Source organism: Pseudomonas sp. GW821-FHT05D12, from assembly GCF_059419825.1.
Window position 1 is genome coordinate 514,556 of sequence record NZ_JBWKSN010000001.1, and the last position, 12,560, is coordinate 527,115.

Below are 12,560 nucleotides of genomic sequence, written 5' to 3' on the forward strand. Positions count from 1 at the left end.
CGGCATGATTCGCGGCCTATTTTGTTTGCTATTTCCTAAAAAGTCTTTCGAGGAGCTCGACGGTGGCCAACACACCTTCCGCCAAAAAACGTGCAAAACAGGCTGAGAAGCGTCGCAGCCACAACGCCAGCCTGCGTTCCATGGTTCGTACCTACATCAAGAATGTAGTTAAGGCCATCGACACCAAAGACGCTGAAAAAGCCCAAGCTGCTTACGTTCTGGCCGTGCCAGTTATCGACCGTATGGCCGATAAAGGCATCATCCACAAGAACAAGGCCGCTCGCCATAAGAGCCGCCTGAATGGCCACATCAAGGCTCTGAGCGTCGCTGCTGCAGCCTAAGTGGTAACAACTGCAACGCAACCCCGGTTGCGAAACAGTTAAGAAATGCCCCGAACCGAAAGGTCCGGGGCATTTTTGTTTGTGCGGGCTTTTTGTTTGTGCGGTTTTTTTGTGGTGAGCGGGCTTGCCCCGCGTTGGGCTGCGTAGCGGCCCCATCAAGATCACCGCACTCCTCCAGTGAGACCGCGTCCTCTGGTTTTGGGGCCGCTGCGCAGCCCAACGCGGGGCAAGCCCGCTCACCACAAAAGCCTGGTGCATAAGAGTCCGCTGGAGCAAACAGCTGTGCTCGGCTGGATTTTCAGGCACAAAAAAAACGCCCCGAACCAGTCGGGGCGTTTTGCTACCTATTGATCAAACATCAATCAATGGTGGTGACCGCCTTCACCGTGGACGTGGCCGTGAGCCACTTCTTCCTGGGAAGCGTCGCGGATGGCAACGATCTTCACTTGGAAGTTCAGGCGCTGGCCAGCCAGAGGGTGGTTGCCGTCGACGGTTACGTCGTCGCCGTCCAGGTCACGGATGGTGACGATCTGCATTTGGCCGTCCGGCGCAGAAGCGTGGAACTGCATGCCCACTTCCAACTCATCCACACCTTCGAACATGCTGCGGCTCAGGGTGCTGACCAGTTCGGCGGAGTATTCGCCGTAGGCATCTTCAGGTTCTACGGCAACGGTCAGTTCATCACCGACGCTCTTGCCTTCCAGCGCCTTTTCCAGGCCCGGGATGATGTTACCTGCGCCTTGCAGGTAGACCAGCGGCGCGCCGCCGGCGGAGCTGTCGATGACCTCACCAGCGTCGTTGGTCAGGGTATAGTCGATGGAGACAGCCTTGTTAGCGGCGATCGTCATGGGGCGAGACCTTTTGCATAAGAATGAAGAACGGACAAGTCTAAACAAGGATTTGCCCGAAAGCGAACAGAACCCGGACGGACGGGACCGATCAACGGTCGCGACGATCACCGGATTCCACCAGGATGATGACCAGCACTGGGTTGCCGAGCTGTCTTGTGGCCATACCCAGCACCTGCGCCACCAGCCGCCCTGGCAGTCCCGCGCCTGGGTGCTGGACCCCGCGCAACGCCTGGAAAAAATAGGCCAGCCCTTTGCCTGCGGCTGGTGTGCGCAAGTGCGCGAATAACGATAACCTTGGCGCCTGATTCCCGGTAGGCACTCACGCATAGAGCGCCACCGAAGCCATGCACCTCCAGAGAATTCGCATGCAGACTTTTTTTATCGCGCCCACCGATTTTGGTGTGGGTCTGACCTCCATCAGCCTTGGGCTGGTACGCACCCTCGAGCGGGCCGGGCTGAAAGTCGGTTTCTTCAAGCCGATTGCCCAGCCACACCCCGGCGACACCGGGCCCGAACGCTCCACCGAACTGATCGCCCGCACCCACGGCTTGAAGCCGCCGCAACCGCTGGGCCTGGCCCACGTCGAGCGCATGCTCGGCGACGGCCAACTCGACGAACTGCTCGAAGAGATCATCACCCTGTATCAACAGGCCGCCGTCGGTAAGGACGTGCTGATCGTCGAAGGCATGGTGCCGACCCGCAGCGCCAGCTATGCCGCGCGGGTCAACCTGCACCTGGCCAAGAGCCTGGACGCGGAAGTGATCCTGGTCTCGGCCCCGGAAAACGAAGTACTCACCGAACTCTCCGGCCGCGTGGAACTGCAGGCCCAGCTTTTCGGCGGCCCGAAAGACCCGAAAGTGCTGGGTGTGATCCTCAACAAAGTGCGCACCGATGAAAGCATGGAGGCCTTTTCAGCACGCCTGAAAGAGCATTCGCCGTTGTTGCGCAGCGGCGATTTCCGCCTGCTCGGCTGCATTCCCTACCAACCCGAACTCAACGCGCCGCGTACCCGCGACGTCGCCGACCTGATGGGCGCGCAGATCCTCAATGCCGGTGATTACGAAACCCGGCGCATGACCAAGATCATCATCTGCGCGCGCACCATGCGCAACACCGTGGAGCTGCTCAAGCCGGGCGTGCTGGTGGTAACGCCGGGCGACCGCGACGACATCATCCTCGCCGTGAGCCTGGCCGCGATCAACGGCGTGCCGCTGGCCGGCCTGCTGCTGACCAGCGACACCCTGCCCGACCCGCGCATCATGGAGCTGTGCCGCGGCGCGTTCCAGGCTGGGCTGCCGGTGCTGTCGGTGAGCACCGGTTCCTACGACACGGCCAACCAGCTCAACAGCCTGAACAAGGAAATCCCCATCGATGACCGCGAGCGCGCGGAGATCATCACCGATTTCGTCGCCAGCCACCTCGATGCGCACTGGCTGCACCAGCGCTGCGGCACGCCACGGGAAATGCGCCTGTCGCCGGCGGTGTTCCGCTACCAGTTGATCCAGCGTGCCCAGGCCGCGAACAAGCGCATCGTCTTGCCCGAAGGCAGCGAACCACTGACCGTTCAGGCTGCGGCCATCTGCCAGGCGCGTGGCATCGCACGCTGCGTGCTGCTGGCCAAGCCGGCGGATGTGGAAGCCGTCGCCCGCGCCCAGGGCATCGAATTGCCCGAAGGCCTGGAAATTCTCGACCCGGACCTGATTCGTCAACGCTACGTCGAGCCGATGGTTGCCCTGCGCAAGAGCAAGAGCCTCAACGCGCCGATGGCCGAGCAGCAGTTGGAAGACACCGTGGTGATCGCCACCATGATGCTTGCATTGGATGAGGTCGACGGCCTGGTTTCCGGGGTTATCCACTCCACGGCCAACACCATCCGCCCCGCCCTGCAGTTGATCAAGACCGCACCGGGTTGCACGCTGGTGTCGTCGGTATTCTTCATGCTGTTCCCCGAGCAGGTGCTGGTGTACGGCGACTGCGTGATGAACCCGCACCCCAGCGCCGCCGAGCTGGCGGAAATCGCCCTGCAAAGCGCCGATTCGGCCGCCGCCTTTGGCATTACTCCGCGCGTGGCGATGATCAGCTACTCCAGCGGCGACTCGGCGAGCGGTGAGGAAGTGGAGAAGGTCCGCGAAGCCACCCTTCTCGCCCATGAACAGCAAAGCTCACTGCTGATCGACGGTCCGTTGCAGTACGACGCCGCCGCCAACGAAAACGTCGCCCGCCAACTGGCGCCTGACAGCCTGGTCGCCGGCAAGGCCACCGTGTTCGTGTTCCCGGACCTAAACACCGGCAACACCACTCACAAGGCCGTGCAACGCAGCGCCGATTGCGTCAGCCTGGGGCCGATGCTCCAGGGCCTGCGCAAACCGGTCAACGACCTGCCTCGCGGCGCCCAGGTCGACGACATCGTGTACACCATCGCGCTGACTGCGATCCAAGCCGCCAACCGACCTATGGATATCTAAATGCTGGATTTTCTACCTGCCGCCGTACGCGGGGTGATCGCGTCCCTGCTGTTGGCGCTGAACACGATCCTGCTGTGTTCGTTCCTGTTTATCGTGGCGCTGTTCAAGGCGCTGCCGTTTGCCAAGCGCTTCAGCGAATGGCTGATGAACCAGACCCACGAGGCCTGGATCAGCAACAACAATGCCTGGATGACCCTGGTGCGACGCACCCGCTGGCACATCAAAGGCCTTGAGGGCCTGGTCTATCAGCACTCGTACCTGGTGACGAGTAACCACCAGAGCTGGGTCGACATCATGGTGCTGCAATACGTGCTCAATCGACGGATTCGCCCGCTGAAGTTCTTCCTCAAGCAGGAGCTGATCTGGGTGCCGGTGATCGGCCTCGCTTGGTGGGCGCTGGGCTTCCCGTTCATGAAGCGCTACACCAAGGCGTACCTGGAAAAGCACCCGGAGAAGAAAGGCAAGGACCTGGAAACCACCCGCAAGACCTGTGCGAAGTTTCGCGACAACCCGGTGGGCATTTTCAACTTCGCTGAAGGCACGCGCTTTACCCCCGGCAAGCATGCGCAGCAGAAATCGCCGTTCCGTTACCTGCTCAAGCCCAAGGCTGGTGGCATCGCGTTTGTACTGGATGCCATGGGTGAGCAGCTGAAATCACTGGTCAACGTGACCATTCACTACCCTGCCGGGCGCCCCGGGTATTGGGATTTGCTCTGCGGGAATGTGAAAGAGGTGGTCGTGCAATTTGAGGAAGTGCAGATTCCGGCCGAGTTCATTGGCAAGAATTATGAGCAGGATGGCGAGTATCGGTTGGCGTTCCAGGGGTGGATCAACCGGTTGTGGGAAGAGAAGGACCAGTTGTTGGAGAAACTGCACACAGAATTCCCAGGCAAAAGATGATCAACCTGTGGGAGCTGGCTTGCCTGCGATAGCGGTGGGTCAATTACTGATATATCAACTGACAGTCAGCAATCGCAGGCAAGCCAGCTCCCACATTGATTGAGCCTGATCTTGAGGATGTAAAAAAGCCCGTCACCGAGTCATCGGTGGCGGGCTTTTTTGTGGCGGCGAGGTTTAGATCGCGCCGCGCTGACGCAACAGCTCCAGCACTTGCTTGACGCTGTCTTCCAGCGACAAGGCCTGGGTGTCGATCACCAGGTCGGCATTCAACGGCACGTCGTACGGGAAAGACTCGCCAGGGATGTTATCCCCACCCGCGGCGTACAGGCCTTGCGGATCACGCTCGGCGCACACCAGCGGCGAGGCTTGCACATAGACCGTGAGCAGGCGGTCGGCGCCGATCAGCGCCTTGGCCTGTTCGCGACCCTCGGCATCCGGTGCAACAAAGGCGGCCAGGGTCAGCAGGCCAGCCTCGTTGAACTGACGCGCCACATGCGCGGCACGCCGCCAGTTTTCGGTACGCCCGGCACGGTCCTGCGGCAGACCTTTGTTCAGGTCGTGACGCAGGTTCTGGCCATCGAGTACGAACACCGCACGCCCCATGTCGAAGAGCTTGCGCTCAACCGCATAAGCCAGGGTGCTTTTGCCGGCGCCCGACAGGCCGCTGAACAGCACGGTGGCCGGTTGCTGGCCGAAACGCAGCGCGCGCTCCTCGGTGGCCACATGCGCGAGACTGCCGTGCTGCGCAGCGCCGCCATGGTTGACCGGCGGCGCGATGATCATGCCCGCGGCCACAGTGCCGTTGGTCAATCGATCGATGACGATAAACGCACCGGTGGTGCGGTTGCTGTCGTAGCCGTCCAACGCAATGGCGGCGTCGAGGCTGACCTTGACCCGGCCGATCTCGTTCAACTGCAGCGAACTTGCCGGGCCTTCGGCCAGGGTGTTCACGTCCACGCGGTGCACGATGCTGGTGATGGAACCCGGCACGTAGCTGGTGGCGCGCTTGATGTCGTATTTCTTGCCCGGCAGCATCGGCTCTTCGGCCATCCACACCAGCATGGCGTCAAAGGCGTCAGTCACTTGCGGCACGTTGTCGGCATGCACCAGCAAGTCGCCACGGGAGATGTCGATCTCGTCTTCCATGGTCAGGGTCACGGCCTGGCCAGGCCCCGCATGCTCCAGCTCACCTTCGAAGGTGACGATGGATTTGACCCGGCTGCTCTTGCCCGACGGCAGCACCACGACTTCGTCGCCCTTGTGCACGACGCCGCTGGCGAGGGTGCCGGCGAAACCACGGAAGTTCAGGTTCGGACGGTTGACGTACTGCACCGGGAACCGCAGGTCGGTGTAGTTGCGGTCATTGGCGATCTCGACGGTTTCGAGAATCTCCATCAGCGATTGGCCGGTGTACCACGGCGAACGCTCGCTCTTGTTCACCACGTTGTCGCCCTTGAGCGCCGACATCGGCACGAAGGCCAAGGTGCTCGGCTTGAAGGCGATACCGTCGGCGAACTTCAGGTAATCGGCCTTGATCTGCTCGAATACGCTTTGGTCGAAGCCATTGATGTCCATCTTGTTGACGGCCACCACGATGTGTTTGATCCCCAGCAACGAGGCGATGAAGCTGTGGCGACGGGTCTGGGTCTGCACGCCGTAGCGGGCGTCGATCAGGATGATCGCCAGGTCACAGGTGGACGCACCGGTGGCCATGTTGCGGGTGTACTGCTCATGGCCGGGGGTGTCGGCGATGATGAATTTGCGCTTGGCGGTGGAGAAGTAGCGGTAGGCAACATCAATGGTGATGCCCTGCTCACGCTCGGCCTGCAGACCGTCGACCAGCAACGCCAGGTCGATGTCATCGCCCGTGGTGCCGGACTTCTTCGAATCGCGGGTGATGGCTTCCAGGTGATCTTCGTAGATCATCTTGGAGTCGTGCAGCAGGCGCCCGATCAGGGTGCTCTTGCCGTCGTCGACGTTGCCACAGGTCAGGAAGCGCAACATTTCCTTGCGCTCGTGCTGGCCCAGGTAGGCGAGGATGTCCTCGCTGATCAAATCAGATTGATGGCTCATTGCATTCAAGCTCCAAGCTGTAAGCTTCAAGCGGCAAGCTTGTCGGCGTACAGCTAGTCAGAAATTTTGTTGATCAGGCCGCAGAGCATTTTTGAAAGCTCGCGAGTTTCTGTAATCCAGTTTTCAGCCAGCGGGCGGGCGATGTAGGCAATGTCACAACCGATGAAGATCTGAGTTCGTAGCTCCCCACAAGAAGCCTTTGCAATCCAAAGAAAGTAAGCTTTCTCTTTGGCGCTACGACGTTCCATGCCTTCAGCAATATTGGAAGGCACCGAAAGTGCAGATCGGGTGATTTGATCTTTGAAGCCAAAATCCCCGCACTCCGCAAACTCGCTATAGATCTGCACCGCTAGACACTTGCTTCTTTGCCAGACAACCAGTTTCTCGAAGTCCATCACGAGTCACTCAGTAGCGGCTCGCAACAACCGGCTGCAAGCACCAAGCTGCAAAATTACGCATACCGCCTTTAACTTGCAGCTTGCCGCTTGTAACTCGAAGCTTAAAAGTACCCTTGACGTTTTTTATCTTCCATCGAGCCTGCGCCATCGTGGTCGATGACACGGCCCTGGCGCTCGGAAGTTCGCGTCAGGAGCATTTCCTGAATGATGTCGGTCAGCGTCTCGGCTTCGGACTCCACCGCGCCCGTCAACGGGTAGCAGCCAAGGGTACGGAAACGTACTTTCTTTTTGACGATTCGGGCTTTGTCTTCGTCGGACAAGTGCTCGAGGATGCGGTCGTCGTCGATCATGATCAACGTGCCGTTCTTCTCGATCACTTCGCGCTCGGCGGCGAAGTACAGCGGCACGATCGGGATGCCTTCCAGGTAGATGTACTGCCAGATATCCAGCTCGGTCCAGTTGGACAGCGGGAACACACGGATCGACTCGCCCTTGTTGACGTTGCCGTTGTAGACGTTCCACAGCTCCGGGCGCTGGTTCTTCGGGTCCCAGCGGTGCTTGCTGTCGCGGAACGAGTACACGCGCTCTTTGGCGCGGGATTTCTCTTCATCGCGACGGGCACCGCCGAAGGCGGCGTCGAAACCATGTTTGTCCAGGGCCTGCTTGAGGCCTTCGGTCTTCATGATATCGGTGTGCTTGGCGCTGCCGTGGGTGAACGGGTTGATGCCCTGCGCCACACCATCCGGGTTGACGTGGGTGATCAGGTCCAGGCCCAGCTCCTCGACCATTTTGTCGCGGAACTTGTACATCTCCTGGAATTTCCAGCGGGTGTCGACGTGCATCACCGGGAACGGCAGCTTGCCCGGGAAGAAGGCCTTGCGTGCCAGGTGCAGCATCACGGCGGAGTCTTTACCGATCGAGTAGAGCATCACCGGGTTGTCGAACTCGGCGGCGACCTCGCGGATGATGTGGATGCTTTCCGCCTCCAGCTGTTTCAGATGCGTCAGTTTGTCGACCATGGTTACTCACGGAAAAACGATCTTATGGACGGCCAGCGGGCCGTGTTCGAGCGGGGCATGCTAGCACAGCACCTTCTTCTATTCAGGGAGCCAGCTAGATCGAAACGGTATATGAATATGCCTCGTGGTTTGGGGTGCAACGCGTTCAGGTGTGGGAGCTGGCTTGCCGGCGATGGCTTCAACTCGGTGTGCCGGATGTACCGAGTTGCCTGCGTCGCAGGCAAGCCAGTTCCCACAGGGGTTCAGTTGCATGGCTTAGATCGGGTTGGGGCAGTCGATGAACAAATGCTCCAGGGCAAAACGCCGCGCCAGGTAATCGCCCAGTGCCTGCACGCCGTAGCGTTCGGTGGCGTGATGGCCGGCCGCGATAAAGCTGATGTCGTTTTCGCGAGCGCTGTGGAAGGTCTGCTCCGACGCCTCGCCACTCATGAACAGGTCGACGCCGGCGGCAATCGCGTCGTCGATATAGCCCTGGCCCCCGCCGGTGCACCAGCCGACGCGGCGGATCATCTCGCTGCCTTCGATCAGCAAGGGCTCGCGGCCCATGACGTCCTGCACCCGGCGTGCGAAGTCGCGCGGTGACAGCGGCTCGGAGAGTGAACCGACCAGGCCGACGATCTTCGGGTTGCTCGGGTCCAGCGGGCCTTCGACCGTGATGTCCAGTTGGCGGGCGAGTTGCACGTTGTTGCCGACGTCAGGGTGCAGGTCCAGCGGCAGGTGGTAGGCCAGCAGGCTGATGTCGTGCTTGAGCAGCGTTTTCAGGCGGCGTTGCTTCATGCCGGTGATGCAGGGGTTTTCGCCCTTCCAGAAATAACCGTGGTGCACCAGGATCAGATCGGCCTGCGCTTCGACGGCTGCATCCAGCAGCGCCTGGCTGGCGGTCACGCCGCTGACGATGCGCATCACCTGCGGGCGCCCCTCGACCTGCAGGCCATTGGGGCAATAATCGGCAATTTTTGCACTGCCGAGGTAGCGGTCCGCTTCCTCGACGAGGGTGGTAAGGGGGACGGCCATAAAAGACTCCTAAATATCCCGTTCCGAGGCGCTCTCAGCCTCGTATAATGCGCGACATTATGGGCGCTCTCCCGCCCCCTGCAACCTGTCAGGACTTACTTGATGCTCAAGGCACTGCGTTTTTTTGGATGGCCATTGCTGGCTGGCGTGCTGATCGCGATGCTGATTATTCAGCGTTTCCCCCAGTTGGTGGGCTTACCCAGCCTTGATGTGAACCTGCAGCAGGCGCCGCAAACCAGCGCGGTGGTGCAAGGCCCGGTGACCTATGCGGACGCTGTCGTTATCGCGGCGCCAGCGGTGGTCAACCTGTACACCACGAAAGTCATCAACAAACCCGCTCATCCATTATTCGAAGACCCGCAATTTCGCCGCTATTTCGGCGACAACGGCCCCAAGCAGCGGCGCATGGAATCCAGCCTCGGCTCCGGCGTGATCATGAGCCCCGAGGGCTACATCCTCACCAACAACCACGTGACCACCGGCGCCGACCAGATCGTGGTCGCCCTGCGCGATGGCCGCGAGACCCTGGCCCGCGTGGTCGGCAGCGACCCCGAAACCGACCTCGCGGTGCTGAAGATCGACCTCAAGAGCCTGCCTTCAATCACCCTCGGTCGCTCCGACGGCCTGCGCGTCGGTGACGTCGCACTGGCCATCGGCAACCCGTTCGGGGTGGGCCAGACGGTGACCATGGGCATCATCAGCGCCACCGGGCGTAACCAGTTGGGCCTCAACAGCTACGAAGACTTCATCCAGACCGACGCGGCGATCAACCCGGGCAACTCGGGCGGCGCACTGGTGGATGCCAATGGCAACCTGACCGGTATCAACACGGCGATTTTCTCCAAGTCCGGCGGCTCCCAGGGCATCGGTTTTGCGATCCCGGTGAAACTGGCGATGGAAGTGATGAAGTCGATCATCGAGCACGGCCAGGTGATTCGCGGCTGGCTGGGGATCGAAGTACAACCGTTGACCAAGGAGCTGGCCGAGTCCTTTGGCTTGACCGGGCGCCCGGGCATCGTGGTCGCCGGGATTTTCCGCGACGGCCCGGCGCAGAAAGCCGGCCTGCAACTGGGCGATGTGATCCTCAGCATCAACGGCGAACCGGCCGGCGATGGGCGCAAATCGATGAACCAGGTGGCGCGGATCAAGCCGACCGACAAGGTGGCAATCCAGGTGATGCGCAACGGTAAAGAGATCAAGCTGCTGGCAGAAATCGGCTTGCGCCCACCGCCTGCACCGGTCAAAGAAGAGGAATAAGACGCCTCGCCAGGTACCCGTTCGCGGGTACCTGTAAGCTCATATTTCAAAGCGAAGGCATTCTCATTAGTCATGTTATATTGTTTCAATATCGCTATTGGAACGTTCTATCATGCCGTCTCGAAGAATTGCCCCCATGGCTGGCCTGGCCCTGGGCTTGTTGCTTGACCCCGCCTACGCCGAAGACAACACCCTGGAACTCGACACCATCAGCGTCACCACCGACGCCTATGAATCCGCCACCGGCCCGGTCAAGGGCTACCGTGCAACGCGTTCGGCCAGTGCGACAAAAACCGACACAGCCCTGCGCGACATCCCACAATCGATCAGCGTGATTCCCGCAACGGTGCTCAAGGATCTGGGCAGCACCCAGGTAGAACGCGCCCTTGAGTTTGCCGGTGGCGTGTCCAAGCAAAACAACTTCGGCGGCCTCACCCTCTACGAATACAGCGTGCGCGGCTTCACCACGTCGGAGTTTTACCAGGACGGTTTCAGCGCCAACCGTGGCTACACGAGCACGCCGGACACCGCCAATATCGAACGCATCGAAGTACTCAAGGGCCCCGCCGCGAGCCTCTACGGCCGTGGCGATCCCGGCGGCACCGTGAACATCGTCACCAAGAAGCCCCAGCCCGATGCCTTCACCACCGTGCAAACCAGCGCCGGCAGTTGGGATCGCTATCGCACCGCCGTCGACCTCAACACCCCGCTGGACAGCGAGGGCAACCTGCTCTCGCGAGTCAACCTGGCCGTGGAAGACAACCACAGCTTTCGCGACCATGTGCAGAGCAAGCGGGTCTTTGTTGCCCCCTCATTCAGTTGGCAGCTGGACCCGGACACACATCTGCTGGTGGAAAGCGAATTGGTGCGCCACAGCTCCACCTTCGACCGCGGCATCGTCGACGCCAGCGGCGTGTCCCGCGCCACCTTCCTGGGTGAACCCAACGACGGCGATATCGACAACCATAACAACCGTCTCCAGGCCAGCCTTGAGCATCATCTCAACGACGCCTGGAAACTGCGCCTGGCCAGCCACTACAAACAGGGCAGCCTGTGGGGCGACGCCTCGGAAAACCGCGCACTGAACGCCGACGGCCACACCATCGACCGCCGCTACCGTGAACGCTCCATGGGCTGGCACGACAGCATTACCCAGTTGGAGCTGCGCGGCCTGTTCGACATCGGCAGTTGGCAGCACGAGTTGCTGGTTGGCACCGAATACGAGGACTATCGCAAGAAAGAACGCGTCACGGCGATTGGCGGGAGCCGCTACACCCTCGATATCTACAACCCGGTCTACGGCCAGCCCAAACCCATCGGCGCGCGCTCCGGCACTGACTTCTTCGAACAGACCCAAAGCCATGCGCTGAACCTGCAAGACCAGGTCATCTTCACCGACCGCCTGCGCGGCATGGTCGGTGCGCGCTTCGAGCATTTCGAGCAGAGCATCGACGACTTCACCCGCAACCACGCCAGAAGCCACCAAACCCACGATGCCTTGACCCAGCGTGCCGGCCTGCTCTATCAGCTCACGCCGCAAGTCGGGGTGTTCGCCAATGCCTCCACGTCGTTCAAGCCCAACAGCGGGCTGGGCGCCGACGGGAAATCCTTCAAGCCGGAAGAAGGTATGGGCTATGAAGTGGGGGTCAAGAGCGAGCTGTTCGACGACCGTCTCAGCGCCACCCTGGCCGCGTTCCATATCGAGAAGGAAAATGTACTCACCCTGGACCCCGCCACCAACCTCAACCGCGCCGTGGGCAAGGCGCGCAGCCAAGGCCTTGACCTGCAACTGAGCGGGCAAGTGAGCGATGCCGTGCGAGTGATCGGCGCGTTTGCCTACATCGACGCCGAGGTGACCAAAGGCGATAAAACCCTTCCCGCCGGCAGCCGGATCCTCGGCGTGGCCAAGCGCAGCGGCAGTCTGCTGGGCGTGTATGAGTTCCAGGACGGCGCGTTGCGCGGCTCAGACCTGGGGGCGGCGTTCACTTATGTAGGTGACCGCTCGGGTGAGGCAGGGACGCGTTTCGAACTGCCGGCTTATCACACCGTTGACCTGTTGGCCCATTACAAGGCCACGGACAACCTCACCGTGGGGCTGAACCTCAACAACCTGTTTGATGAGAATTACTACGAGCGGTCCTACAGCAGCTACTGGATCAGCCCCGGCGAGCCGCGCAATTTCACGGTCAGCCTGACCCTCAACCTGTAACACCCTCTAACTGTAGGCGCCGGCAAGCCAGCG

Annotated in this window: 11 protein-coding genes; 6 read left to right on the forward strand and 5 right to left on the reverse strand. The window is 60.9% G+C overall.

What is annotated here, in order from left to right; genetic code table 11:
* The first annotated feature begins 62 nt into the window (after nt 1-62).
* Complete coding sequence (gene rpsT, locus AC07SI_RS02400; RefSeq protein ID WP_016976313.1) at nt 63-341, forward strand: 30S ribosomal protein S20; 279 nt, start codon at nt 63-65, stop codon at nt 339-341.
* Nucleotides 342-703: 362 nt separating this feature from the next.
* On the opposite strand, the gene AC07SI_RS02405 is transcribed toward rpsT, so the two are convergent.
* On the reverse strand, nt 704-1,189 hold the full coding sequence (locus AC07SI_RS02405; RefSeq protein ID WP_027606858.1) for an FKBP-type peptidyl-prolyl cis-trans isomerase: 486 nt from the start codon (nt 1,187-1,189) through the stop codon (nt 704-706).
* Here AC07SI_RS02405 and AC07SI_RS02410 point away from each other — a divergent pair.
* From AC07SI_RS02410 to yihG, 3 genes are all read left to right on the forward strand, one after another.
* The gene (locus tag AC07SI_RS02410) at nt 1,188-1,478 is read left to right on the forward strand and encodes a DUF3565 domain-containing protein (RefSeq protein WP_106805194.1); all 291 of its coding nucleotides are present in this window, start codon (nt 1,188-1,190) and stop codon (nt 1,476-1,478) included. The two genes, AC07SI_RS02405 and AC07SI_RS02410, sit on opposite strands and share 2 nt — an antisense overlap.
* Nucleotides 1,479-1,557: 79 nt before the next feature.
* A complete protein-coding gene (gene pta, locus AC07SI_RS02415) occupies nt 1,558-3,657 on the forward strand; it encodes a phosphate acetyltransferase (RefSeq protein WP_495004996.1) in 2,100 nt (699 codons plus the stop codon).
* The gene (gene yihG, locus AC07SI_RS02420; RefSeq protein ID WP_495004997.1) at nt 3,658-4,557 is read left to right on the forward strand and encodes a 1-acylglycerol-3-phosphate O-acyltransferase, YihG family; all 900 of its coding nucleotides are present in this window, start codon (nt 3,658-3,660) and stop codon (nt 4,555-4,557) included.
* Between the two features lie 174 nt (nt 4,558-4,731).
* Here the strand turns inward: yihG and cysN are convergent, their stop codons facing one another.
* The 4 genes from cysN to AC07SI_RS02440 form a co-directional block, all read right to left on the reverse strand.
* The gene (gene cysN, locus AC07SI_RS02425; protein ID WP_065900532.1) at nt 4,732-6,630 is read right to left on the reverse strand and encodes a sulfate adenylyltransferase subunit CysN; all 1,899 of its coding nucleotides are present in this window, start codon (nt 6,628-6,630) and stop codon (nt 4,732-4,734) included.
* Nucleotides 6,631-6,683: 53 nt separating this feature from the next.
* Nucleotides 6,684-7,025, reverse strand: coding sequence for a four helix bundle protein (locus AC07SI_RS02430; protein WP_065900530.1), 342 nt, complete (start codon nt 7,023-7,025; stop codon nt 6,684-6,686).
* Between the two features lie 104 nt (nt 7,026-7,129).
* A complete protein-coding gene (gene cysD, locus AC07SI_RS02435) occupies nt 7,130-8,047 on the reverse strand; it encodes a sulfate adenylyltransferase subunit CysD (RefSeq protein ID WP_005784641.1) in 918 nt (305 codons plus the stop codon).
* Between the two features lie 255 nt (nt 8,048-8,302).
* Nucleotides 8,303-9,061, reverse strand: coding sequence for a Nif3-like dinuclear metal center hexameric protein (locus AC07SI_RS02440; protein WP_495004998.1), 759 nt, complete (start codon nt 9,059-9,061; stop codon nt 8,303-8,305).
* 102 nt (nt 9,062-9,163) lie between these two features.
* On the opposite strand from AC07SI_RS02440, the gene algW reads away from it, so the two are divergent.
* Nucleotides 9,164-10,318, forward strand: coding sequence for a Do family serine endopeptidase AlgW (gene algW / locus AC07SI_RS02445; protein WP_065900528.1), 1,155 nt, complete (start codon nt 9,164-9,166; stop codon nt 10,316-10,318).
* Between the two features lie 112 nt (nt 10,319-10,430).
* A complete protein-coding gene (locus tag AC07SI_RS02450; RefSeq protein WP_495004999.1) occupies nt 10,431-12,527 on the forward strand; it encodes a TonB-dependent siderophore receptor in 2,097 nt (698 codons plus the stop codon).
* The last annotated feature ends 33 nt before the right edge of the window (nt 12,528-12,560 follow it).